The organism is Actinomadura opuntiae (genome assembly GCF_030283205.1).
Classification (GTDB): Bacteria; Actinomycetota; Actinomycetes; order Streptosporangiales; family Streptosporangiaceae; genus Spirillospora.
The window spans coordinates 74,805-99,564 of record NZ_JASNWF010000022.1; the positions used below are offsets into that span (position 1 = coordinate 74,805).

Below are 24,760 nucleotides of genomic sequence, written 5' to 3' on the forward strand. Positions count from 1 at the left end.
TCGCGAGCTCCGGATCGGGTTCAGTCCGCGATGCGGTCGTAGAGGAGGCAGATCGCGCCGCTTTCTGTGACGTCGCTGGAGGTCAGCGTCCACGAGGCGGACGGGCCGTCGGTGAACAGCCGGGCTCCGCCGCCGACGAGTTCGGGGCACAGCGTGATGCTCAGCCGGTCCACTTCTCCCGCCTCCAGAAGGCTGCGGATCACGCTGGTGCTGGCCAGGACGATGATGTCGCCGCCCTCCTGCTCGCGCAGCTGCTTGACCGCCGTGGCCGGGTCGGTGCCGGCGATGCGCGCGTTGTCCCAGGCGGCCGTCTCCAGGGTGGTGGAGAAGACGACCTTCTCGACCGCGTTGAGCCAGCGGGAGAACTCCCGGTCCTGGGGGGCGGCGCTCTCGTCGTCGGCGACGGCGGGCCAGAATCCGGCGAAGCCCTCGTAGGTCTTGCGGCCGAGCAGGGCGGTGGTCGCCGCGCCGGTGACCGCCACCATGTGGTCGCGGGACCTGGAGGTGGTGGCGTGCGGCACGATCCAGCTCATGTCGTACTCGCCGCCCGGGCCGCTGACGCGGCCGTCCAGGGACAGCGTGATGTTGGCGGTGACGGTGCGGCGGGCGTTGTGTCCGGTCATCGGATGGTTCCCTTCGTCGTGCGGATCACCCGTTCACGGTGGCGGCTCCGGTGGCAGGCTGTCGTCGTCAGAGTTGGTGACATTCGGTCCGGCCTTGAAGGGGGCGGCGATGACGGGTTCGGTCGTCAGCCCGGTGCTGGTCGGGCGGGACGACGAGATCGCCGCGCTGCGGGAGGCCTACGAGCGGGCCCGGGCGGGCCGCCCGGGGACCGTCCTGGTCTCCGGTGAGGCGGGCATCGGCAAGTCACGGCTGGTCGCCGGTGCGTTGCGCGAGCTGCCCGGCGATCCGCTGGTGCTGTCCGGCGGGTGCCTGGAGCTCGGCTCGGAGGGTGCCCCGTACGTGCCGTTCGTCGCCGTCCTGCGCGATCTGGTGCGCCGGTTCGGGCGCGAACGGGTGGCGGCGCTGCTGCCGCCGGGCGGTGCCGCGCTCGGCGACTGGCTGCCGGATCTGGGCCCCGCGCCGGCGCGGTACGGGCCGACCAGGCTGCTGGAGGAGATGCTGACGCTGCTGGGCCGGGTGGCGGAGGCCCGGCCCGCGGTGGTGGTGATCGAGGACCTGCACTGGGCGGACGCGTCGAGCCGCGAGCTGTTCGCCTACCTGGCCCGCAATCTGGCCCGCGCCGCCGTGATGATGGTCGGCACCGTCCGCACCGGCGAGCCGGCCGCCGGGCATCCGAACCGCCGGGTACTGGCGGAGCTGGGCCGCAGCGGCGCGGTGGAGCGCATCGCCCTCGGCCCGCTGAAGCACCGGCACGTCGCCGCGCTGCTGGCGGCCGTGGACGGGCGGCCGCCCGATCCGGCGCGCAGCGTCCGGGTCCACCGGCGCAGCGGTGGGAACCCGCTGTTCGTCGAGGCGCTGAGCAGCGCGAGCGAGGCGCCGCCCGGCGACCTGAGGACCCTGCTGCTGACCCGGATCACCGACCTGCCGGACCCGGCCCGCGAGGCGTTGGAGGTGATGGCGGTCGCGGGCACCGAACTGCCCGACGACCTGGTCCGCGAGGTCGCCGGCGGGTCCGGCCGCCGGCTCCAGGCCGCCCTCGACGAGCTGACCGGGCGCGAGCTGGCGGTGGCGTGGGAGAACGGGTACGCGATCCGGCACGACCTCATCCGCGAGACGGTCTACGACGCGCTGCCACCGACTCGCAGGCGGTCCATGCACGCTCGGTACGCCGCCGTGCTGGCCGAACGCACCGGCGGCGGCACCGAGGGCGGCATGGCCCTGGCCGACCACTGGACGGCGGCGGGCGAGTTCGAGCGGGCGCTGCCCGCCGCGTGGCACGCGGCCGACCGCGCCGCGCGGCAGAACGCCTACGACGAGCAGCTCCATCTGCTGGAGCTGGTCGTGGAGCAATGGGCGAAGGTGCCGGCGCCGTTCGAGCTCATCGGCGCCGACCGTGCGGCCGTGCTGGAGCGTGCGGCCACGGCGGCGTTCGCCGCGGGAAAATCCGCGGCGGGCGTGGCATACGGCACCGCCGCGCTGGAGGAGCTCGGCCCGGCCGCCCGGCCGGAGCGGGTGGCACGCCTGCTCGGCCTGCGCGGCCGGTTGCAGAGCCGTCTCGACGGCGGCGGACTCGACGATCTCCAGCGCGCGGTCGCGCTGGTGCCGCCCGGGTCGGCGGATCCGCTGCGCAGCCGCCTGCTGTCCGCGCTGGCGTTCGCCGAGTTCATGGCCAACCGTTCGGACGGCGCCCGGCGGCACGCGACGGAGGCCCTGGACATCGCCGGGCGGCTCGGCGACGACGCCCTGCGCGCACCGGCACTGCTCGTCCTGGCGTCACTGCACGGCGCGTCCGGCGACCTGGAGGAGGCGGGCCGCGCTTTCGCCGAGGCCCGCCGCACCGCGGAGGCGGCGGAGGATTGGCACACCTTCCTGACCACCTACCAGTGGGAGGCGACCGCCCTCGCGGCCGCGGGCCGCTACGAAGAGGCGGCGGGTCTCGCCCGCACCGGGCAGCGGGCCGCCGAGCGGCTCGGCCAGGGCCGGTCCCGCGGCAGCATGCTCGCCTCGGCCCGCGCCTTCCCGCTGTGCTCGCTGGGACGCTGGGACGAGGCGCTGGAGATCGTCCGCGACGCCCTCGCCATGGCGCCGCCCCCGCTCTACGCCGCGTACCTGCGCTTCACCGCCGCCGAGATAGCGCAACGGCGAGGGGAGACCGACAGGGTCGAGACGCTGCTGCGCCAGCTGACCGAGTTCGCCTGGCACACCCGCGGTGCGATCGAGGCCAAGTCCTGGATCGCCCTCCTGCGCATCGCGCACGCGCTCGGCCGGGACGACCCGGAGACGGCCGACCGGATCGTGGGCGAGCACCTGGTGGCGGCGCGGGATGCCTGGCCGGAACACGAGAGGGCGTGGCTCGCGGTGCTCGGGGCACGGACGCAGCGGGCTCGGCGCGCGGCGGCGCCGCGGAACCGGCGGGTCGCCTGCGAGACGGCGGACCGGCTCGCGGAGCTGTCCCGCTTGCTCGGCTCGCTGCGGGCCGTCACCCCGGCGGCGGACGCGCAGCGCCGCACCTTCCACGCGGAGACGGCACCCGGCGATCTGCCGGCCTGGGACGGGGCCGCGGCGGCCTGGCGCGACCTCGGCAACCGCTACGAGACGGCCGTGCTGCTGGTAGAGGGCGCGGCCGCGGCGCTCGCGTCCAACAATCGCCCCGGCGCCCGGTCCCGGCTGCGCGAGGCGCGCGCCATCGCCGACGAGCTGGGCGCCGCGCCGCTGCGGTCACGCATCGACGACCTCGCGGCCCGCGGACGCCTCACCGACACCGCCGGCGGCGCGTCCGGCAACGACTTCGGCCTGACCCGCCGCGAGCTCGACGTGCTGCGCCTCCTGGCACGCGGGCGCTCGAACCAGGACATCGCCACCGAGCTGTTCATTTCCGTGAACACCGTCGCGACCCACGTGACCAGAATCCTCACCAAGCTGGGTGCCGCGTCCCGCACGCAGGCGGCCGCCAAGGCACGCGAAACCGGCCTCCTGGACGACCAGACCCCAGGCTGAGCCCCTAACGAACGCTCCTGCCAGGCGCACGGTCTTGAGGCGGGCGACCAGCCAGCGTTGTCGGGCGCACCCCGCGGTGGCCCTGAGGGGCGGTGCCGCTGACGATCAGGGATGATGTCCATGTGCGTGGATCTTTGATGGTCGCCGTTGCCCAGCCCGCGTGTGCCGATCTGGACGTCGCCCTCAACACCGAACGCCAGGCCGGGGTGGTGCAGCGTGCGGGTGCGCGTCTGGTGGTCTTCCCGGAGCTGTCGCTGACCGGTTACGACCTTGCGGCTCCCGCTGTGGCCGCGGACGACCCGCGGTTGGATCCACTCAGGGCCGCGTGTGCCGCCGCCGACGCGATCGCGCTGGTGGGCGCTCCGGTGCGGGAAGACGATGGGCGCGAATACATCGCAACGCTTGCCATCACGGGCGAGAGTACGACGGTGGCGTATCGGAAGATGCACCTTCACGGTGAGGAAGTCCGCCGCTTCACTCCCGGCGAGAAACCGGAAGTCCTGGAGCTCGACGGATGGCGGCTGGGACTGGCCATCTGCCGAGACGCCGCGGTGCCGCAGCACGCGGCCGACACCGCGGCGTTGACCATCGACGCTTACGTGGCCGGCACCCTGTACGGGGCGGGGCGGGAACAGGCGACCCGCCGGGACGGCCACATGCGGGACCGGGCCGCCGCGCACGGCGTCTGGGTCGTCCTGTCCACCGCTGCCGGACCGAGCGGGGAGTACCGCGAGACATCCGGCGGCTCCGGCATCTGGGCACCGGATGGGGACGTGCTCGTCCAGGCGGGCGCAGAGCCCGACGCCGTGGTGACCGCGACTCTCCACTGACCCAGCACGCCGGTCGTCGACCGCTTGGCGAAATCCCACCACGCCGCCGCGGGTCTGCTTCGCCGGGCTAGCCGGCTGCGGTCATGCGTTCGTCGTAGCCGGTCTCGGGGTCGACGACGCGGCCGGCGGCCCACCAGTTCTCGCTCGCGGTCTCGAAGGCCACGAGCAGGACGTCCTCCTCGGGGACCCCGGCGGTCCGCCGGAGGTTGGCGACGATCGTCCGGAACAGCTCGGCCTTCTGCTCGGCGGGGCGCCGGTTGAACGACAGCGAGATGAACATGGTGCGCTCGCCGCGCGGCAGGCCGAACACGACCGGCTGGACGACGAGGTCCTCGGGCGGGACCTCGTGGAAGACGTGGAACTGGTCGTCCTCGGGGATCTTCAGGACGTCGACCATCGCGGCGTGGATCGCCTCGGAGACGTTGCGGCGGTACTCGGGGGTGGTCCCCCGGCGCAGGCAGATGGTGATCAAAGGCATGGGTCGTTCCCCTCGTGTGCTTTACGGGCGTGCCCCTCCACGCTAGGAGCGCCCGAGGGCATTCCGCCAACGAATGTTCGGCATGCTGGATATGCTGTTTGCTCATGGACTTCACGCTGGCGGGGCTGCGGGTGCTGCGCGAGGTGGCGGAACAGGGCACGTTCACGGCCGCGGCGGAGGCGCTCGGGTACACGCAGTCGGCCGTCTCGCGGCAGGTGGCCGCCTTGGAGCAGGCGTCCGGCGCCCGGCTCTTCGACCGCCATCCCGGGGGCGTGCGGCTGACGGGTCCGGGCCGCACGCTGCTGCGGCACGCGGTCGTCGCCCTGGACGCCCTGGACGCGGCCGGCCGCGACCTGCGCGGGACGCGGGACGCCGGCGGCCGCGTGCGGCTCGGGTTCTTCCCCGTCGCGGGAGCGGTCATCGTGGCCCGGACCGTGGCGGCGCTGCGCCGGGAGGACCCTCGGCTCCAGGTGACGACCCGCGAGGGGTCGACCCCGTCCCTGGTGCGCGCCCTGCGGGCCGGCACCGTCGATCTCGCGCTGCTGTCCTCGCGTCCGCCGCACCGGTCGCCCGACACCGAGGATCCGCCGCTGCACGCCGAGCCGCTGCTGGAGGCGCGCCTGGCCGTGGCGGTGCCGGCGGCGGGCCGCTTCGCGGGCCGCGACCGCGTCGGTGCCGAGGAGCTCGCCGGGGAGCCGTGGATCGCCTCGCCGGCCGGGGCGGGCGAGCCGCTGCTCGGCGTGTGGCCGGGCCTGCCCGGGCGGCCGCGGGTCGGCCACGTCGCGCGCGACTGGCTGACGAAGTTCCAGCTGGTCGCGGCGGGTGCGGGCGTCACGACGGCGCCGCCGGCGCTGCTACCCGCCGTCCCGCCCGGCGTGCGGTTCGTGGACGTCGAGGGCGTCGCGGAGGAGGTGCGGCGGGTCAGCCTGGTGCGGATGCCGGGGCCCCTCTCGGCTCCGGCGCGGGCGGTGGTGGACGCGCTGCGCCGGCAGGCGGCCGGGTGACCGTCCCCCTCAGCGGGTGTCGCCGGGCGGCGGGGCCTCGGGGAGGACCAGGGTGCCGTCGACGCGCCGGGGCACGTACCAGGGGTTGTCGTCGCGGAGGGCTGGTGGGAGGAGCGGCGGCGGGCAGTTCTGGTAGGTGACGGGGCGGAGGAAACGGTCGATGGCGGCCGTGCCGACCGAGGTCGTGGCGGGAGCGGTGGTGGCGGGATAGGGGCCGCCGTGCTGCTGCGCCCAGCCGACCGTGACGCCCGTGGGGTAGGCGTCGAACACCAGGCGTCCCGCGCGGTCGCGGGCCACGGAGGCCAGGCGCGCGGCGAGGACGGCCTCGTGGGGCTCGCTGTGCAGGGTGACCGTGAGGGAGCCGGGGGCGGAGGCGAGGGCCTCGGCCAAGTCCTCCTCGCCCGTGTACTCCAGGACGACCGTCATCGGCCCGAAGCATTCCTCCAGGAGCAGTTCGGACGAGCCGAGGAGCGAGACGGGGCCCGCCATGAGACGGGCGGCGACCTCGCGGTCCGCGCCTGGTCGTCCGGTCGCGACGGTGCGCAGGCCCGGGATGGACGCGCGGTCGGCGGCGCCGGAGGTGAAGGCGGTACGGATGGCGTCGCCGAGCAGCGTCTGCGGAGCGAGGGTCGTGAAGTGCCCGGCCATCGCCTCGGCGAGGCCGGCGCCGGCGGGCGCGAGGACGAGGCCGGGCTTGACGCAGAACTGCCCGGCGCCGAGCGTCGCGGACGCCGCGAGCCCGTCCGCGATCTCCGCCAGGCGGGCCTTCGCCGCGCCCGGCGTCACGACGAGCGGGTTGAGGCTGCCCAGCTCGCCGTAGAACGGGATCGGCTCGGGACGGGCCATGGCCAGGTCGTGCAGGAACCGGCCGCCCCGTATCGAGCCGGTGAAGCCGATCGCCTTCACCCTGCCGTCCTGGACGAGGGCCGTGCCCGCCTCGCGCCCGTGCACCAGCTGCACGACGTCCTCGGAGAAGCCCGCAGCAGCGGCGCCCTCGCGCAGCGCGCCGAGCGTCAGGACGGAGGTCTCCGGATGCAGCTCGTGGGCCTTGACCACGACGGCGCACCCCGCCGCGAGTGCGCTGGCGGTGTCGCCGCCGCCGACGCTGAACGCGAACGGGAAGTTCGACGCGGAGAACACGCCGACGACGCCGAGCGGGACGTTCATCCGGCGCAGGTCCGGCTTGGGCGGGGCGGCGCCGGGGTCGGCGGTGTCGATGCGGACGTCCAGGAACGACCCTTCGCGCAGCACCTCGGCGAACAGGCGGAGCTGCCCGTTGGTGCGGGTCACCTCGCCGGTCAGCCGGGCCTCGCCGAGGGCGGTCTCGGCGTCGGCCGCCGCGACCAGGGCGGCCGCGCGGGCGTCGAGGGCGGCGGCCATCGCGTCCAGCAGCGCGGCGCGGCCTCGCGGCCCGGCCTCGTCGAGGACGGGCAGCAGGTCGGCGGCGCGGCGGCAGACCGCGCCGACCTCCTGCGGCGTGGCCGTGGCGTAGTCCTTGCGGCGCTCGCCGGAGCGGGCGTCGATGCTCCAGACGGCCATGGGCGTCCTCCATTCCAGGTCGGCGGGGATGCGGGCGGCGGGCGGCAGCAGCGGCCCTGCCTCTTCCAGCAGCAGCCGGGCGACCTCGATCGCGCCCGCCGCGGTGAAGTGGGTGTCGTCGGCGCTGCCGCGCGGATAGTTGGGGTGCGGGCCGAGCCAAAGGAACAGCTCCTTCGTGGCGTCGGCGCCGACTTCGTGCCAGCGCCGCGCGCTGGCGGCCTGAAGGTCGATCAGCGGGACGCGCTCCTCAGCGGCCAGCGTCCTCATCGCCGCCGGGTACTCGCCGTGCGTGGACGACCCGTCGTGGACGCGGCGCTCGACCGGCGTCACCAGCACCGGGCTGGCGCCCCGCGACCGGGCGTCCTCGACGTAACGGCGCAGGCCGGAGGTGTAGCCGTCGTAGGGGGCGCCGAACCTGCCCTGGCCGTGCCGGCGGTCGTTGTGGCCGAAGCAGATGAGCAGCACGTCGTCCGCGCCGATCTCGGACATGATCCGCTCGTGCATGCCGAGCCGCTCGATGGAGCTGCGCACGCTCGCGCCCGGGTAGGCCGCGTTGACGACCGGGACGTCCAGGAACGCGGCGAGCGCCTGCCCCCAGCCGGCCTGCGGCGCCTGCCCGGACGGGTAGTCGGCGGCGGTCGAGTCGCCCGCGATGAAGATCGTCATGCCATCCCTTCGACGAGGTCGCGGGCCCGGCCCGGGGTGAGGCGCCCGTCGGCGACCACCACGGTGAGCGCGCGTTCGAGCCGGCCGGGGACGGTCAGCGGCTCGTCCCACGCCAGCGCGGGGCCGACGCCCGGATACTCGGCGACCCGCACGAACCACGGGTCGAGCCCGGCGGTCTGGACGAACACCAGGCTCCACGCGTCCGAGGTCAGCGCCAGCCAGGGGGTGACGCTGCCGTGGACGGCCTCTTCGCCGGACGCCTCGGCGGTGAAGACGTCCAGGCCGGTGGCGTCCTTCGGCGCGCGCCAGAAGAAGCCGCCGTAGCCAGCGCCGGTGCGACCCTTGCATGCCGAACTCTGCAGGACGAGCGGGCGCCCCGTCCGTCCGGTCAGCGTGAACGCGAAGTCCAGCGCCCAGCCGCCCTCCACGGGACGGGCGGTCAGCGTGCGCTCCTCGCCGGCCAGGACGGTGCCGTCCGGTCCCACCCAGTCGAGGCTCTCCGCATAGCCGCCGTCGACGGGACGCAGCGTGCGCCGCCGCTGCCGCCCGTGGTTGGGCAGCATCTTCGGCCCCTCGCCACGCACATAGGTCGAGCCGCCCCAGAAGTTGGCCCCGTCCACGTCGGAGATCGCGACGCCCGCTCCGAAGTGGTGGACGTGGTCGTCCGGCTGGACCTCGGTGACGACCGTCCCGCCGAGCGTGCGGACGGGGTGCAGGTGGGGGCGCGGCGCGTCGGTGGCCTGGAGGTCGCCGCGTTCGGCGTAGACGGCGACGTCCCGGCCGCCCGCCCGCAGCACCGGTTCGGGCCACGGCTCCGGCCGCGACCCGAGGCTCTCCGGAAAGTCCAGCTCGGAGAGCGTCCTCAGGTCGCGAGCCGACCGCACGGCCAGGTCCTCGATGCCGGGCAGCACCAGGCGGGACGGGTCGGTCCGGATGAACCGGGGGTCGATCGGCCGCGGTTCGGGGGCGAGCCGGATCGCGTCGAGTAGCCGGGTGAAGCCGCCGGTGCGCGCGAGCGGGACCAGGAGGTCCGCGCCGTCCCGCACGTGCGCGATGAGGTTGCCGAGCAGGTCGGCCCGGCCGTAACCGGTCCTGGCCCCGCCGGTCTCGATCTCGTCGAGGGTGTAGAAGAGCCGGGCCGAGTTCCGCTCGCCGTGCAGGTGCAGGTAGGGCTCGGTGCGCAGGCGTTCGGAGCACAGCGTGACGGTGATCGCGATGACCGTCCCGTCGGCGAGCCGGAGCCGGGCGCTGGAGGTGTCGTCGGACTCGATGGCGTTGGCGCGGTGCAGCTCCAGCTCGATCCCGGCGATCGAGTCGGCGGTGTCCGCGCCGGCCACGGCCAGGGCGGTCGCCACCGCGTGGGCGAACGGGTTGGTCAGCGCGCCGTCCATGACGTCGACGCCGTCCAGCCGGCGGTGCCCGGCCCACGCGGACCGGGTGTAGTAGCCGAACGGCCGCGTCCACGCCCCGGCGACGCCGATGCCGCGGATCGGCTCGCCGAGCACGTCGCGGGCGGCCGGGATCGCCTCCGAGCCGAGCGACTGGAAGCCGACCTGGCAGGCCCGTCCCGTCTCGGCCATCGCGGCGGAGATGGCGGCGAACTCCTCGACCGACGGCGCGGGCGGCTTCTCCAGCAGCACGTGCGCGCCGACCTCGAGCGCGGCCACGGCCAGCGGGGCATGGGTGTGGATCGGGGTGGCGATGACCGCGATCTCCGCGCCGGTCTCCCGGATCAGCGCCGGCAGGTCAGCCGAGACGGGTACGCCGAGCCCGGACGGCGGCCGGACGTCGCAGACCCCCACCAGCTCGGCCCGGCCCATCGCCGCCAGCCGTCCGACGTTCGCCAGGTGATTGCGTCCGTAGCCGTTGACTCCGGCGACGACGATCCGCACCGGCTTCATCGCGACCACCCCGCCGAGGGCCCTGCCGACCACCCTGCCGACCAGCGTGTCGGCGCGCCCGTCGCCCGCAGTTCCGCGCCGGCGACCTCGACCGGGGACGGCTCGGCGAGCAGCCCGAGGTCGGTGAGCGACGCGTCCTCCACCAGCTCGACCATCGCGGGATGGTGCAGCGCGAGCGCCAGCTGGCCCGACAGCTCGGTGAGCAGGTGCGGGAAGACCGGCACGTCGAAGACGCGGGCGAGATCGGCGATGCGCAGGAACGGGGTGATGCCGCCGACCCGGACCACGTTCGGCTGGACGACGTCGCAGGCGCCGGCGGTCAGCAGGTCGCGGAAGCCGTGCGCGGTGGCGACGTTCTCGCCGACCGCGATCGGCGTGCCGATGCTCCGGCGCAGCTCCACGTGGGCGGCGAGGTCGTCGGCGGGCAGCGGCTCCTCGATCCAGAACAGGTCGAAGCGCTCCAGCGCGCGCAGCGCGGTCCGGGCCCGGTGCAGGTCCCAGCGCTGGTTGGCGTCGATCATCAGCGCCGTGTCCGGGCCGACGGCGTCCCGGACGGCGGCGACCCGCGCGACGTCCTCGGCGAGCGAGGGCCGGCCGATCTTGATCTTGACCGCCGGATATCCGGCGGCGGCCCACCGCGCGGCCTGCGCGGCCAGCTCGTCCAGCGGGTAGTGCAGGTTCACGCCGCTGCCGTAGACGGGGACGCTCGCGCGGCGCGGCCCGAGGACGTCCGCGAGCGACCGTTCCCCGCACTCCAGATCCCACAGGGCGAGGTCGACGCCGGCCATGGCGATCGGGACGATCCCGGACCGTCCCGCTTCGGCGAGGTGGGCCGACAGCCGGTCCCACACCACGCCGGGATGCGCCGGTAGGCCGATCACCGCGTCGCGGACCTCGTGCTCCAGCAGCGCCTTGACCGCGTGGGCCCCGATCTGCGGGGTCCAGCAGATGCCGGTGCCCGACCGCCCGTCGTTCAGCGCGAGCGTGACGAGCAGGACGTGGTTGGACGGCACGTCCGGCCCCCAGGGTCTGGCCAGGGGCACCGACCGGAGCGCGACCGACAGGTCCTTGATCATGCGGGCTCCCTCAGGCGAGCTCGGTGCGCCAGCTGCGCTTGGCGGACCAGCCGAGCAGCCGCTCGGCCTTGGCGGAGGAGAACGCCGGGGACGTGCCGGTGAGCGCGCGGGCCTGCTCCGCCGTCTCCGGGTACAGGCGGGGTAGCAGCTCGGCCAGCGGTTCGCGGGCCAGCGCGTCGCCGGCGCCGGCGAAGAACACCTCGCCGTTGCGCTCCAGCTCCGGCAGCCGGGCGAGCAGGGCGTCGACGAACTCGCCGGCGTCCCGGGCGTCGAGGTAGTTGAACAGCGAGACGCCGCCGAGGTCGGGCCGGTCCAGCCGCTCGCGGAGGGTGTGGCCCGACTGGGTGGGGGCGCCCTCCCACTCCTCGGGCGCGACGACGAAGCAGGGGCGGACCGCGGCCATCCTCGTGCCCGCTCCGCCGCGGGCGAACGCCTGCATGGTCTGCTCGGCGACCAGTTTCGACAGGCTGTAGACGTTCCAGGGGGCGGGCGGGTGCTCCTCGTCCAGCGGCAGGTAGGCGGGGGTCCAGCCGCCCGGCGCGCCGTAGCCCATCACCGTCGGGCTGCTGGCGATGACGAGCTTCGGCACCTCCAGCGCCACCGAGGCCGCGCAGACGTTGAACGCGAGCCGGGTGTTGACGCGGAAGATCGTGGCGTCGGTCCGGCCGAACGGCACCGCGATGGCGGCGAGGTGGACGACCGCCTCCGGCCGGAACCGGGCGAGCACCGAGTGGGCCTCGCCGAGATCGGTGAGGTCGGCCGGTAGGGTTTCGGCGGCGTCCCCGGGCGTGCCCGGGGCGGTGTCGACGCCGATCACCTCGTGTCCGGCCGCCGCCAGCGCGCCGACGACGCTGCGGCCCATCCGGCCGGCGCTTCCGGTGACGAGCACTCTGCTCACCGCGCGAACCTCCTGAGGGTGCTGCAAACAGTTGCAGTAACAATCCCGCCAGCGCCGGTCGCCCGTCAAGAGACCGGCGCTCCACCAGGGAAAACGGCTTGTGTGATCACCTGCACCGTGCAAACGGTTGCGTTAAGGTGGGTGACATGGCAGTGACTATCCGGGACGTCGCCCATGCCTGCGGCGTGCACGTGTCGACGGTGTCGCGGACGTTCTCCGCGCCGCAGATGGTGAACGCCGAGACCCGGACCCGGGTGCTCGCGGCGGCCGAGGAGCTCGGCTACCGGCCGAACCGGGCCGCCCGCTCGCTCACGACGGGCCGCACCGGCAACCTCGGGCTCATCGTGGCCGACCTGGCGAACCCGTTCTTCCCGCCGCTGATCAAGGCGGCGCAGGCCGCCGCCCGCGGCCAGGACTACCACCTGTTCGTCGCCGACACCGACGAGGACCCCGCCGAGGAGCAGGACCTCGTGCAGGCGTTCTCCAAGCAGGTCGACGGCATCGTGCTGTGCAGCCCCCGGCTGTCGAACAAGGCGCTCGGCGGGCTCGCCGAGACGATCCCGTTCGTCCTGGTCAACCGGCGGCTGCGCGGGGTGCCGACCGTCGTGATGGACGTCGCGCACGGCGCCCGCACCGCGATGGACCACCTCGCCGGGCTCGGCCACCGGCGCGTCGCCCTGGTGTCGGGCCCGGCCGGCTCGTGGACCAGCGGGGAGATCCGCCGGGCCGTCACCGGCATGCCCGGCCTGGAGACGACCGTCATCGGCCCGAACGCGCCCACCGAGAAGGGCGGCGTCGCCGTCGCCGAGCAGGTCGCGGCGGCGGGCGTGACCGGCGTGCTGGCCTACAACGACCTCGTCGCGATCGGGCTGATCGAGGGCCTGGAGGAGCTGGGCGTCCGGGTGCCCGGCGACGTCAGCGTGATCGGCATCGACGACAGCATCACCGGCCGCCTGCACCGGCCCAAGCTCACCACGGTCGCCATGCCCACGGCCGACGCCGGGCGCATGGCCGTCGACCTGCTCGTCAGGTCGATGAGCGCCGCCACCGTCCTGGAGACCCACCTGGTGGTCCGCGAGTCCACCGCACCCCCGAAAGGATTGCCATGACGCTTCCCGACGTCGCCTTCGGCGTCACGCCCGAGGGCGAGAAGGTCCACCGGCACGTGCTCGACAACGGGCGGTTGCGCGCCGCCGTCCTGACCTACGGCGCGACGCTCCAGCGGCTGCGGGTGGCGGACGGCACCGACGTGGTGCTCGGCCTCCCCACGCTCCAGGACTACCTGCACCGCAGCCGGTACTTCGGCGCCGTCGTCGGCCGGTACGGCAACCGCATCGCCCGCGGCCGGTTCACCCTCGACGGCACGGAGTACCGGCTCGCGCGCAACGACGGCGAGCACAGCCTGCACGGCGGCGTCCGCGGCTTCGACAAGCGGGTGTGGCGGGTCGAGTCGGCCGGCCCCGAGGAGGTGGAGCTGAGCCTGGTGAGCCCGGACGGCGAGGAGGGCTACCCGGGCGAGCTGCGGGCCCGCGTCCGGTACGTCCTGGACGGCGACGCGCTGCGGCTGGAGTACCGGGCCGCGGCCGACGCCCCGACGGTGCTCAACCTGACCAACCACTCCTACTTCAACCTGGCGGGCTCGGGCGACGTGCGCCGCCACGTGGTGATGCTGGAGGCCGACCGCTACCTGCCGGTCGACGAGGGCAAGATCCCCACCGGCGAGCTCGCGCCGGTGGCCGGGACGCCGTTCGACTTCACCGCCCCCACCCGGGTGGACGCGCGGCGCGACGGCCGCTACGACCACTGCTTCGTGCTCCGGGGCCGGGTGACGGTGACCGATCCGGCGAGCGGGCGGTCGATGGAGGTCACCACCACCGAGCCGGGCGTGCAGTTCTACACCGGGCACATGCTGGACGGCGTCGCCACCCCGTTCGGGCCGTTCGCGGGCCTGTGCCTGGAGACCCAGCGCTTCCCCGACGCCCCGAACCGGCCGGCGTTCCCGTCCGCGGTGCTGCGGCCCGGCGAGGAGCACCGCTCGGCCACCACCTACCGCTTCAGCCATGCCCGCGACTGCAACCGTTTGTAGTAACGCGCCTGCAGGCCGGACCGTTATGGTGCCGATGCTTTGCGCCCAAAAGGCCGCTGACCTCGTCTTATTCGATTGCGGTTCGACGTCGATCGTGAGGAAGCTCACTGCAAAGGGTTGACGTCATCTCCGAGATGGCTATAAGAAAGCGCTATCTCACCCACCCGCTCAACGAAGGGCCAGTGATGACGCTGAGGCCCGCCGAGGCCGGCACGGCGGCGGGGACGGCCGATCCCCCGGCCGCGCCCCCCGCGCGGACGGGCGCGCGCCGCCCCCGCCGCCGCAAGAGCTCGCGCGCACGCTCGCAGGCGTGGGCCGGCTACCTGTTCCTGGCGCCCTGGTTCGTCGGGCTGTTCGCCATCACGCTCGGCCCGATGATCGCCACGCTGTACCTGTCGTTCAACGACTACAGCATGCTGACCCCGCCGCACTGGATCGGCCTGGACAACTACCACAAGATGTTCACGGCCGACGACCGGTTCATCCACTCCCTCAAGGTCACGACGATCTACGTCGTCGTGTCGGTCCCGCTCCAGCTCGCGTTCGCCCTCGGGCTGGCGATGGCGCTGGACAAGGGGCTGCGCGGGCTGCCGGTCTACCGGTCGGTCTTCTACCTGCCCTCGCTGCTCGGCGGCAGCGTCGCGATCTCGATCCTGTGGAAGAAGATCTTCGGGACCGACGGGATCGTCAACACGTTCCTCGGCTGGTTCGGCTACCACGGCGAGGGCTGGGTCACCAGCCCCGACACCGCGCTGTGGACGCTGATCATCCTGCACGTCTGGACGTTCGGCGCGCCGATGGTCATCTTCCTGGCCGGGCTGCGGCAGATCCCGCGGTCGCTGTACGAGGCGGCCCGGGTGGACGGCGCCGGCCGCTGGCGGCAGTTCCGCTCGATCACGCTGCCGCTGCTCACCCCGATCATCTTCTTCAACGCGGTGCTGGAGCTGATCAAGTCGTTCCAGTCGTTCACGCAGTCGTTCATCGTCAGCGGCGGCAACGGCGGGCCGGTCGACTCGACCCTGTTCTACACGCTCTACCTCTACATCAAGGGCTTCAAGAACTACGAGATGGGCTACGCCGCCGCGATGGCGTGGGTGCTCCTGCTCATCATCGGGGCCCTGACCGCCGTCAACTTCCTCATGTCTCGATTCTGGGTCTTCTATGGCGACGAAAAGTAAGCGCGCGCCGGTGCTGTTCCGGCCCGCCTCGCGACTGACCCGGCACGTGCTGCTGATCGTGTTCGGGCTGTTCATGCTCTACCCGCTGCTGTGGATGGTCGCCAGCTCGGTCAAGCCCGAGGAGCTGATCTTCCGGGAGCCCGGGCTCGTCCCCTCGCACGTGACCGGCGCGAACTACACCGGCGGCTGGGACGCGCTGACCCACTCCTTCGGCTACTACCTGTGGAACTCGGCGGTCATCACCGTGCTGGCGGTGGTCGGCAACCTGGTCGCCTGCTCGCTGGCGGCCTACGCGTTCGCCCGGCTGGAGTTCCCGCTGAAGAAGCTGTGGTTCGCGGTCATGCTGCTGTCGATCATGCTGCCGCACCACGTGACCGTCGTGCCGCAGTACATCATGTTCAGCAAGATCGGCTGGATCAACACCATCTGGCCGATCGTGGTGCCGAAGTTCCTGGCCACCGACGCGTTCTTCATCTTCCTGATGGTGCAGTTCATCCGCACCCTGCCCCGGGAGCTGGACGAGGCGGCCGCGATCGACGGCGCGGGCCACCTGCGCACGTTCCTGCAGGTGGTGCTGCCGCTGTGCGTGCCCGCGCTGGCCACCACGGCGATCTTCACCTTCATCTGGACGTGGAACGACTTCTTCACCCAGAACCTCTACCTGACCAACTCCGACAAGCTCACGGCCCCGGTCGCGCTGCGCCAGTTCCTGGACTCCAGCGGCGACTCCTCCTGGGGGCCGATGTTCGCGATGTCGATCGTCTCGCTGGGGCCGATCTTCGGCTTCTTCCTGGCCGGCCAGAAGTACCTCGTCCGCGGCATGGCGACCACCGGTTTCAAATAGTCCCCCCGCCCCCTCCCCCACCCCCTGTCCGGAGGTACCACCCATGAAACGCATCCTGGCGGCCACCGCCCTCGCCCTGGTCGCGGTGTCGGCCACCGCCTGCGGAGGCGGCGGCGACGGCGGCGGGTCCGGGGGGAAGACGAAGCTCGTCTTCTCCTACTGGGGCAGCGACTCGCGGCAGAAGCTGACCGAGTCGGCCATCGCGAAGTTCGAGCAGAAGAACCCCACGATCGACGTCGAGGGCGACTTCTCCGACTTCGACAGCTACTACGAGAAGCTCGCCACCAAGGCCGCCGCGGGCGACGCCCCGGACGTGATGTCGATCGAGATCCGGGGTCTGGCGGAGTACGCGGGACGCGGCGTCCTCTCCGACGTCAAGGGCAAGGTCAACACCGCCGACCTCGACCAGAACGTGCTCAAGGCCGGGCAGCTGGACGGCAAGCAGTACGCCGTCCCCACCGGCGTCAACACGTGGCCGATGATCGTCAACAAGGACCTCCTGGAGAAGGAGGGCCAGAAGATGCCCGACGACAAGACGTGGACGTGGGACGACTACATCGCGGCGTCCCAGAAGATGACGCAGAAGAGCGGCGGGCAGGTCTGGGGCACCGAGTACAACGAGAACCCGGCGTTCCTCCAGGTCTTCGCGGCGCAGCGCGGTGAGCCGTTCTACGCCGACGGCAAGCTCGGGCTGTCCGAGCAGACCGTCAAGGACTGGTGGGCGCTGATACAGAAGATCATCGCCACGAAGGCGGGCCCCGGCGCCGCCAAGATGCTGGAGACCGGCACCAAGCCCGACCAGGCGCTGCTCGCCACCAACAAGAGCGTGTACGGCAGCTGGTGGAGCAACCAGCTCGACGCGCTGTCCAAGGGCTCCGGCCAGGACCTCGAGATGCTGCGGATGCCGAAGGCGCCGGGCGCGAGCGCGTCCGGGATGTTCCTGCAGCCGGCCATGTACTACACGATCTCGTCGCGGACCAAGCACTCCGCGGCGGCGGCGAAGTTCGTCGACTTCCTGGTCAACGACCCCGACGCCGGCGCGATCCTGCTGAGCGACCGCGGCCTGCCCACCAACGCCAAGGTCCTCGCGGCGATCAAGGGCAAGCTGTCCCCCGCCGACCAGAAGGTGGCGGCGTTCATGGACTCGATCAAGGGCGAGCTGAGCCCGATCGTGATCCCGCCGAAGGGCGCGATGGAGATGGAGGACATCCTCAAGCGCGCCACCGACTCGGTGCTGTTCGGCAAGGCGAAGCCGGACGACGCGGCCAAGACCTTCATCAAGGAGGCCAACGGCGCCCTCGGCCAGTGACCCCCGGTCGCCGGTGACACGATGACGAGCCGTGCGGCCCGCGCCCGCGGACGGCCGGGCCGCACGGCGCCACCTTCCAGCACTGGAGTTCCCGCACCATGCGATACGCCTTCGTCGGGCTCGGCCACCGGGCGCAGATGTACGTCGACGCGCTGCTCGGCGACTGGAGCGACACCGGCGCGATCGCCGCGCTCTGCGACCCCAACCGGACGCGCCTGGCCTACTACCTGGACCGCATCGGACGCCGGAGCCGGGACAGGGTGCCGTGCTTCGCACCGGAGGAGTTCGGCAAGATGCTCGAACTCGCCGACGCCGTCGTCGTCGCCACCGTCGACGCCGCCCACGCCCGCTACGTCGTCGCGGCGCTCGACGCGGGCAAGGACGTCGTCGTCGAGAAGCCGCTGTGCACCACCGCCGCGGACTGCGCGGCGATCATCGAGGCGGCCGAGCGGAGCACCGGGCGGCTCGTCGTCACGTTCAACTACCGCTACTCGCCGCGCAACAGCGCCGTCCGGCGGCTGCTCGCCGGCGGCGCGATCGGCGAGGTCACCTCGGTGCACTTCGACTGGGCGCTCGACACCATCCACGGCGCCGACTACTTCCGCCGCTGGCACCGCGACAAGGCGAACTCGGGCGGCCTGCTGGTGCACAAGGCCACGCACCACTTCGACCTGGTGAACTGGTGGCTCGCCGACGCCGCCGCGTCCGTCTACGCGCAGACCTCGCTGCGCTTCTACGGCGCCGGCAACGCGCGCGCACGCGGGCTCACCGGCCGCCCCGCCCGGGCCCGCAACGCGCCGGGGCTCGGCACCGACCCGTTCCTGCTGGACCTGTCCGCCGACCCCCGGCTGAAGCGCCTGTACCTGGACGCCGAACACGAGGACGGCTACATCCGCGACCAGGACGTGTTCGGCGAGGGCATCACCATCGACGACAACATGTCCGTGCTCGTCCGGTACGAGGGCGGCGCGCTGCTCACCTACTCGCTCAACGCCCACGCGCCCGCCGAGGGGTACCGGGCCGTGTTCAACGGCACCGCCGGACGGCTGGAGCTGGACGTCGTCGAGCGGGCGTGGACGCCGCCGCACGCCGCGATCGACCCGACCGCGTCGGGCAAGGAGCACGCGGCGGGCGCGTCCGAGCGGCTCGTCCTGCACCGGCACTGGCACGAGCCCGAGGAGATCGAGATCGGGCGGGGCGCGGGCGCGCACGGCGGCGGCGACGCGCTGCTGCTCAACGACGTGTTCCGGGGCCCGTCGGACGACCCGCTGGCGCGCCAGGCGGGATACCGCGCGGGCGTGGCGAGCGTGATGATCGGCGTGTCGGCCGACCGGTCCGCGGCGACCGGCGCGCCCGTCGCCCTCACCGCCGGCGGCACCCGGTGGGTGGACGGGGACGCGGGCTGATGCTCGGCGGGTTCCCGGGCCTGGCGGAGATCGCCGCGCGCGACCGCGGCCTGTTCCCGCCGCCGGGCCCTGACCTGCCGGAACGGCTGCGCGACGCGCTCGGCGTCCTCGAGTTGAGCGCCCGCGACGTCCGGGTCGAGCGCCGCTGGACCGGCGCGGGCCTGGAGGGCGAGGAGCTGTCCTGGACGGTCGGCTTCGGCCCCCGCACCCGCGCCTTCCTGCTGCGCCCGCGCGGTGCCGCGGGCCCGCTGCCGGGCGTCGTCGCGATGCACTGCCACGCGGGCATGAAGTGGGCGGGCAAGGACAAGATCGCCGACGGGCCGGAGCCGCCCGCCGCCGAGGTCGTCCGGCTGCGCGCGCGGATCTACGGCGGCCGCGCCTACGCCAACGAGCTGGCGCGGCGGGGGTTCGCCGTGCTGGCCCACGACGTCTTCGCCTGGGGCGGCCGCCGCGTCCCGCTGCCGCTGGAGCCCGGCGCGGACGAGAGCGAGGCCGACCGTTACGACCGCGCCGCCCGCGAGCACGAGCACGTGCTGGCGAAGGCGTGCACGGTGCTTGGCACCTCGTTCGCGGGCGTGCTCGCCTCCGAGGACCTCGTCGCCGCGGCGTATCTGCGCTCCCGTCCCGATATCGCCTCGGTCGGCGCGATCGGTCTGTCGGGCGGCGGGGTGCGCGCCGCCCTCCTCGGCGCGCTCGACCCGGCGATCGGCGCCGTCGTCGCGGCGGCGGCGGTCACCTCGTTCCGCGATCTGCGTGAGGAGCACGTCGCCGCGCACTCCTGGATGCTGTTCCCGCCGGGCCTGACCCGGCTGGCCGACTGGCCCGGCGTGCTCGCCGCCCGCGCCCCGGCCCCGCTGATGGTCCTGTACGCCGAGGCGGACCCGCTCTTCCCCGCCGAAGGAATGCGCCGCGCCCACCGCCTGTTGACCGCGGCCTACCGGGACGCGCCCGGCCGCTATGCCGGCGCCTTCTTCGACGCCCCCCATCTCTTCGACCGCCCCATGCAGGAGGCGGCGTTCGCCTGGCTCTCCGAAATCCACCGGCAAAGCCGATAAAGCTCTTCGCTTTTCCTCCGGACCAATATTGGAACGTTCCTCGTGGTCCTCGTCCCCGTCTCGGGCAATTCATGAAACAATTGCAATCCGTTGACGGGTCGACGGCCGGAGCCTACGGTGTTAGAAAGCGCTTTCATCGCCGATGGCCATCGCGCGTTTCCGCTCCCCTGATCACGGTCGGAAAAAGCCAGGAGAAGGACCAGGCGAACTGGAGGGAACAATGCGAACCACCCCCGTCATCGCGTGCGGCGGCCTGCTCGCCGGCGCGCTGGTGGCACTGTCCGCCAACGCGGCGCAGGCCGCCACCACCACCCGCTACGAGGCCGAGAGCTCCCCGGCCGTGTGCAGCGGGACCATCGACTCCGACCACGCGGGCTACTCCGGCGGCGGGTTCTGCAACGGCGCGAACAAGGCCGGCGCCTACGCCCAGTTCACCGTGAACGCCCCGTCCGCGGGCACGGCGACCCTGCACATCCGCTTCGCCAACGGGACGTCGGCCGCGCGGCCGGCGGACGTCGCGGTGAACGGCTCGGCGGCCCCGGCGGTGTCGTTCGAGAGCACCGGCTCGTGGGACACCTGGGCGACCAAGACGATCACCGTGCCGGTGAAGTCGGGCGCCAACACCGTCCGCTTCACGCCGACCGGCGCCGACGGCCTCGCCAACCTCGACTACGTCGACGTCGAGCTGGGCGGCGACACCCCGCCGCCGACCGGCGGCGACGCGCTCTACGTCGCGCCGGGCGGCTCCGACGGCGCCGCCGGAACGCAGTCCGACCCGACGACGCTCGCCTCGGCGATCGGCCGCGTCGCACCCGGCGGCACCATCTACATGCGCGGCGGGACGTACCGCTACTCGCAGACGATCACCATTCCGGAGGGCGAGGACGGCACCTCCGGCGCCCGGACGCGGCTGTCCGCCTACCCGGGCGAGACGCCGGTGCTGAACTTCTCGGCCCAGAGCGAGGACCCCGCCAACCGCGGCCTCCAGGTGAACGGCTCCTACTGGCAGGTCTCCGGCCTGGTCGTGGAACACGCCGGCGACAACGGCATCTTCGTCGGCGGCAGCAACAACGTGATCGAGCGCACGGTGACGCGCTTCAACCGCGACACGGGCCTGCAGATCTCCCGGGCGTCCTCCAGCACGCCCCGCGACCAATGGCCGTCCGGCAATCTCGTCGTCAGCGCGGAATCGCATGACAATTCCGATTCCGACGGCGAGGACGCCGACGGCTTCGCCGCGAAACTCACGGTCGGCACCGGGAACGTCTTCCGCTACGACGTCTCCCACAACAACATCGACGACGGCTGGGACCTCTACACCAAGACCGACACCGGCGCGATCGGGCCGGTCACCATCGAGGATTCCCTTTCCTACGGGAACGGCACCCTCACCGACGGGACGCAGAACGGCAACGGCGACCGCAACGGCTACAAGCTCGGCGGCGACAAGATCGCGGTGAACCACGTCGTCCGGCGCAGCATCGCCTACGGCAACGGGCACCACGGATTCACCTACAACAGCAACCCGGGCACGATGACGATCTCGGACAACGCGAGCATCGACAACGCCGAGCGCAACTTCTCCTTCGACACCGGCACCTCGGTGTTCCGGAACAACACCTCGTGCCGGTTCGCCGGCGGCGGGTCCAACGACAAGGTGGTCGGCGACGCGGACGGCTCGAACCAGTTCTGGTCCGGCTCCAACGGGTCGCGCTGCTCCTCCTACACCGGGGCCCTCGGCTGGTCCTTCGCCTCGGACGGCCGCCTCGTCGTGACCTTCGGCGGGAAGGTGGTGACGCCGTAGCCCTCGCGTCCGGCGCCCTCGCCCGTCCGGCGGGCGGGGGCGTCAGACCGTGCGCACCGCCACGCCCGCCGCCTCCAGCCGGGCGACCTGCTCGGCGGGGGCGTCGTCGTCGGTGACGACGGCGTCCAGATCGGAGACGGGCCCGACGAACGCGAGCGCGGTGCGGGAGAGCTTGGCGGCCTCGGTGACGGCGATGACGCGGCGGGCCGAGGCGATCGCGGCCCGCTTGACGGCGGCGTCCTCCAGGTCGTGGGCGGTCAGCCCGTCGTCCGCGGTCAGCCCGCAGCAGCCGATGATCGCGGTGTCGAAGCGCAGGGCGGCCAGCGACGCCTCGGCCAGCGGGCCGGTGAGCGCGAGCTCGCCCGGGCGCGGCCGGCCGCCGGGCACCAGCAGCGTCAGCCGCGGGGCGGCGGACAGCGCGTTGATCGCGTGCAGGGACAGCGGCGCGACGGTCAGCCGCCGCGACTCCAGCTCCCGGGCGACCGCCAGGCAGGTGGTGCCGCTGTCCAGGACGACGGACTCGCCGTCGGCGATGAGCGCGGCGGCCTCGGCCGCGATGCGGCGCTTGGCCTCCACGTCCTCCTGGACGCGCACCGCGAAGGGCGGCTCCTCGCCGCGCAGCAGCAGGCTCCTGGCCCCGCCCCGGTAGCGTTCGAGCACCCCCTGGGCGGCGAGGTGGTCGAGGTCGCGGCGGATGGTCATCTCCGAGGCGCCGGTGAGCCCGGCGAGCTCCGCGACGCCCATGCTGCCGGCGTCGCGCACCGCCTCGGTGATCCGTCTCAGCCGTTCCGCGTCCGCCATACCCGCGATCGAACACCATCGATGTTCGAAAAGCAAGGTTTGGATCTGGCGAGATGTTCGTTATGTTCGTGTTATGGATCGAACGCTGCGGGCGGGCCGGCTCGCCACCTTCGTCTACTTCGGCCTGTCCGGGTTCGTGCTCGGCATGTGGGTCGTCCACATCCCGGTCATCGAGCACCAGGCGGGCATCGGCCACGCCGTGCTCGGCCGGCTCCTGCTGCTGCTCGGGGCGGGGTCGTTCGCGGGCATGCAGCTCATCGGGCCGCTCACCGACCGCTTCGGCGCGCGCAGGGTCGTCCCGGTCGGCGCGGCGCTCAGCAGTGTCGCGGTCGTCGGGCCGGGCCTGGCCTCCGACGCCTGGACGCTCGGGGCGGCACTGCTGGTGCTCGGCGCCTGCAACGGCGGCGGCCTGAACGTCGGCATGAACGCCCACGCGGTGCAGGTCGAACGCGGATACGAGCGGCCCGTCATGTCGGCGTTCCACGCGACGTACTCCATCGGCGGCGTCCTCGCGTCGCTGGTGGGCGCCTGCACGCTCGGGCTGGGCCTGCGCCCGGCGGTCACGCTGTCCGCCGTGGCCGTCCTCGGCCTGGCCGTCGCCCTCGCGGCGGCGCCCGCGCTCCTGCGGCCCGAGCGCGCCGCGCGGACGGACGCCCCGCGCGTCCGGCGGCGCGCCCCCTGGCGGATCTGGGCGCTGGCCGCACTGGCCCTGATGATCATGCTGTGCGAAGGCGTGGCCAACGACTGGAGCGCGCTGCACCTGCGCCGCGTCCTGGACGCCTCCGCCGCCACCGCCGCGCTCGCCTACGGCGCCTTCGCCACCACCATGACGATCGGCCGGCTGCTCGCCGACCGGGCGGCCGCCCGGCTGGGCCCGGTCGCCGTCCTGCGCTACGGGGCGTCGGCCGCCGCGCTCGGCCTCACCGCCGCCGCCCTGTCCCCCTGGATCCCCCTGGCGCTGGCCGGATGGGCGGTGCTCGGGGCGGGACTGTCGGGGTGCGTGCCGCAGCTGTTCAGCGCCGCCGGGCACACCGACCCGGACGCCGCAGGCGTCAACGTCTCCCGCGTCGCGGGCATCGGCTACCTCGGCATGCTCGCCGGTCCGGCCGTCATCGGGCCGCTGACCGGCCTGATGCCGCTCAACCTCACGTTCTTCCTGCCCGTGGCGTGCTGCGCGGTCGCCGCCGCGGCGGCCGGCGTCCTGCGCCCGCCGCCGAGCGCGCCCGCCACCGCGCCCGAGTGCGTCGCGGACGCGGCGGGCAGCGGCTGCTAGAGCCAGCCCCCGAGGCTGCGGTTCTGGGAGACGGCCGTGTCGAACGCGAGCGGGCAGGCCAGGACCAGCGTGCGCATCGGCTCCTGCAACGGCGCGTGCATCCGGAGCACGTACCGGTCCGCGCCGGTGAACATCTGCGACAGCAGCTCGCCCATCCCCTCGAAGCCGCGCTGGATCCGGGCGACCTCCTGCTGCTGCCAGTCGGTGACGCGCCCGCTGAGCAGCTCGTAGTAGCCGAGCTGCTGCTCCTGCGCGGTGAGGATCTCCCAACCGCGCATCGCCCGCTTGCGCAGATGCCCGATGAGGCCGCCCTGGGCCGTCAGCACCTGCATCCTCGGCGTGCCCATGAAGCCGTACGGCTTGTAGAAGTGGAAGTACGGCATGCCGTCCGGGCGGAAGATCGTCAGCTTGCGCTCGGCCTTGCTCTGGCTCGATTGGTTGACGACGCGCAGCGCCTTCCTCGCCCCGCTCACGCCCTGCTCGCGGACGTGCGCCGCCGGCTGCCCCTGCGGGCTCCAGATGGTGTAGTTGGCCTCGGTCGAGAAGAACTGCGCCGGCTGGTCGTAGACGAGGATCGGCGAGCCGTACAGGTCCGCGGGCGCCCCGCCGTACTGCGCGGGCGCCTGCTGCTGCGGATATCCGCCCTGCTGCGGCGCGGGGTACCCGGCCTGCTGCGGATATCCGGTCTGCTGGGGATATCCGGTCTGCTGGGGATATCCGGCGGGCGCGTACCCGTTCGGCGGGTAGGCGGGCTGCGGCTGCGGCGGCGCGTACGGCGGAGCGGGCGGACCGGCGGGCGCCGGAGCGCCGTAGCCTCCCGGGCCGTAGCCGGGGTGGTACGGGCCGCCGGGACCGGGCCGGGCGGGAGGCGGGGGGTAGCCCATGGAGGCTCCTGTACGAGGCGGTCAGCGCGAGGGTCAGGCGACACGATAGCGCCGCCGTTCCCCGCCGTTCCGCCCTTTACCGGACGAACCGGCCCGCGCCCACCCGC

At 73.3% G+C, this 24,760-nt stretch carries 20 protein-coding genes; 12 read left to right on the forward strand and 8 right to left on the reverse strand.

All coding sequences use genetic code 11. The features are described from left to right. Positions 1 to 20 precede the first annotated feature (20 nt). On the reverse strand, positions 21 to 623 hold the full coding sequence (locus tag QP089_RS37995) for a dihydrofolate reductase family protein (RefSeq protein ID WP_285918637.1): 603 nt from the start codon (positions 621 to 623) through the stop codon (positions 21 to 23). 109 nt (positions 624 to 732) lie between these two features. Here QP089_RS37995 and QP089_RS38000 point away from each other — a divergent pair, with 109 nt between their 5' ends. Continuing rightward, the gene (locus QP089_RS38000) at positions 733 to 3,621 is read left to right on the forward strand and encodes an ATP-binding protein (protein WP_285918639.1); all 2,889 of its coding nucleotides are present in this window, start codon (positions 733 to 735) and stop codon (positions 3,619 to 3,621) included. A 92-nt stretch (positions 3,622 to 3,713) separates the two neighbouring features. Beyond that, a complete protein-coding gene (locus QP089_RS38005; RefSeq protein WP_285918641.1) occupies positions 3,714 to 4,451 on the forward strand; it encodes a carbon-nitrogen hydrolase family protein in 738 nt (245 codons plus the stop codon). A 67-nt stretch (positions 4,452 to 4,518) separates the two neighbouring features. Here QP089_RS38005 and QP089_RS38010 read toward each other — a convergent pair whose 3' ends face one another. Continuing rightward, complete coding sequence (locus QP089_RS38010) at positions 4,519 to 4,929, reverse strand: tautomerase family protein (RefSeq protein WP_285918643.1); 411 nt, start codon at positions 4,927 to 4,929, stop codon at positions 4,519 to 4,521. A 104-nt stretch (positions 4,930 to 5,033) separates the two neighbouring features. On the opposite strand from QP089_RS38010, the gene QP089_RS38015 reads away from it, so the two are divergent. Continuing rightward, positions 5,034 to 5,933: a LysR family transcriptional regulator gene (locus QP089_RS38015; protein WP_285918644.1), complete on the forward strand. Its 900-nt coding sequence runs from the start codon at positions 5,034 to 5,036 to the stop codon at positions 5,931 to 5,933. A gap of 9 nt (positions 5,934 to 5,942) precedes the next feature. Here QP089_RS38015 and QP089_RS38020 read toward each other — a convergent pair whose 3' ends face one another. Genes QP089_RS38020 through QP089_RS38035 form a run of 4 tightly spaced genes read right to left on the reverse strand, consistent with a single transcriptional unit; the run spans position 5,943 to position 12,013 of the window. Next, positions 5,943 to 8,138, reverse strand: a complete 2,196-nt coding sequence (locus tag QP089_RS38020; protein ID WP_285918646.1) for an aldehyde dehydrogenase family protein — start codon at positions 8,136 to 8,138, stop codon at positions 5,943 to 5,945. Next, the gene (locus QP089_RS38025) at positions 8,135 to 10,072 is read right to left on the reverse strand and encodes a DUF6807 family protein (protein WP_285918648.1); all 1,938 of its coding nucleotides are present in this window, start codon (positions 10,070 to 10,072) and stop codon (positions 8,135 to 8,137) included. The genes QP089_RS38020 and QP089_RS38025 overlap by 4 nt, the downstream gene beginning before the upstream one ends. Next, positions 10,036 to 11,115: a mandelate racemase/muconate lactonizing enzyme family protein gene (locus QP089_RS38030; protein WP_285918650.1), complete on the reverse strand. Its 1,080-nt coding sequence runs from the start codon at positions 11,113 to 11,115 to the stop codon at positions 10,036 to 10,038. The genes QP089_RS38025 and QP089_RS38030 overlap by 37 nt, the downstream gene beginning before the upstream one ends. Positions 11,116 to 11,125: 10 nt before the next feature. Then, positions 11,126 to 12,013, reverse strand: coding sequence for an NAD-dependent epimerase/dehydratase family protein (locus QP089_RS38035; protein ID WP_285918651.1), 888 nt, complete (start codon positions 12,011 to 12,013; stop codon positions 11,126 to 11,128). A 146-nt stretch (positions 12,014 to 12,159) separates the two neighbouring features. On the opposite strand from QP089_RS38035, the gene QP089_RS38040 reads away from it, so the two are divergent. From QP089_RS38040 to QP089_RS38075, 8 genes are all read left to right on the forward strand, one after another. Then, positions 12,160 to 13,122, forward strand: a complete 963-nt coding sequence (locus QP089_RS38040; RefSeq protein WP_285918653.1) for a LacI family DNA-binding transcriptional regulator — start codon at positions 12,160 to 12,162, stop codon at positions 13,120 to 13,122. Then, positions 13,119 to 14,099, forward strand: coding sequence for an aldose epimerase family protein (locus tag QP089_RS38045; RefSeq protein WP_285918655.1), 981 nt, complete (start codon positions 13,119 to 13,121; stop codon positions 14,097 to 14,099). The genes QP089_RS38040 and QP089_RS38045 overlap by 4 nt, the downstream gene beginning before the upstream one ends. A gap of 185 nt (positions 14,100 to 14,284) precedes the next feature. After that, positions 14,285 to 15,277: a carbohydrate ABC transporter permease gene (locus QP089_RS38050; RefSeq protein ID WP_285918657.1), complete on the forward strand. Its 993-nt coding sequence runs from the start codon at positions 14,285 to 14,287 to the stop codon at positions 15,275 to 15,277. After that, positions 15,261 to 16,121 (forward strand): carbohydrate ABC transporter permease, encoded by an 861-nt coding sequence (locus QP089_RS38055; protein WP_285918659.1) that lies wholly within the window; start codon positions 15,261 to 15,263, stop codon positions 16,119 to 16,121. The genes QP089_RS38050 and QP089_RS38055 overlap by 17 nt, the downstream gene beginning before the upstream one ends. A 43-nt stretch (positions 16,122 to 16,164) precedes the next feature. Further along, on the forward strand, positions 16,165 to 17,430 hold the full coding sequence (locus QP089_RS38060; RefSeq protein WP_285918661.1) for an ABC transporter substrate-binding protein: 1,266 nt from the start codon (positions 16,165 to 16,167) through the stop codon (positions 17,428 to 17,430). A 98-nt stretch (positions 17,431 to 17,528) separates the two neighbouring features. Continuing rightward, a complete protein-coding gene (locus QP089_RS38065; protein ID WP_285918662.1) occupies positions 17,529 to 18,836 on the forward strand; it encodes a Gfo/Idh/MocA family protein in 1,308 nt (435 codons plus the stop codon). Further along, positions 18,836 to 19,891, forward strand: a complete 1,056-nt coding sequence (locus tag QP089_RS38070) for a dienelactone hydrolase family protein (RefSeq protein ID WP_285918664.1) — start codon at positions 18,836 to 18,838, stop codon at positions 19,889 to 19,891. Before QP089_RS38065 ends, QP089_RS38070 begins: the two co-directional genes overlap by 1 nt. A gap of 220 nt (positions 19,892 to 20,111) precedes the next feature. Then, positions 20,112 to 21,695 carry a right-handed parallel beta-helix repeat-containing protein gene (locus QP089_RS38075; RefSeq protein WP_285918665.1) on the forward strand — a complete coding sequence of 528 codons (1,584 nt, stop codon included), beginning with the start codon at positions 20,112 to 20,114 and terminating at the stop codon, positions 21,693 to 21,695. Positions 21,696 to 21,737: 42 nt separating this feature from the next. Here QP089_RS38075 and QP089_RS38080 read toward each other — a convergent pair whose 3' ends face one another. After that, the gene (locus QP089_RS38080) at positions 21,738 to 22,496 is read right to left on the reverse strand and encodes a DeoR/GlpR family DNA-binding transcription regulator (RefSeq protein ID WP_285918666.1); all 759 of its coding nucleotides are present in this window, start codon (positions 22,494 to 22,496) and stop codon (positions 21,738 to 21,740) included. Positions 22,497 to 22,569: 73 nt separating this feature from the next. On the opposite strand from QP089_RS38080, the gene QP089_RS38085 reads away from it, so the two are divergent. Further along, on the forward strand, positions 22,570 to 23,769 hold the full coding sequence (locus tag QP089_RS38085) for an MFS transporter (RefSeq protein ID WP_285918668.1): 1,200 nt from the start codon (positions 22,570 to 22,572) through the stop codon (positions 23,767 to 23,769). Here QP089_RS38085 and QP089_RS38090 read toward each other — a convergent pair. Beyond that, a complete protein-coding gene (locus QP089_RS38090; protein WP_285918670.1) occupies positions 23,766 to 24,653 on the reverse strand; it encodes an LURP-one-related/scramblase family protein in 888 nt (295 codons plus the stop codon). The genes QP089_RS38085 and QP089_RS38090 overlap by 4 nt on opposite strands. Positions 24,654 to 24,760: the final 107 nt, after the last annotated feature.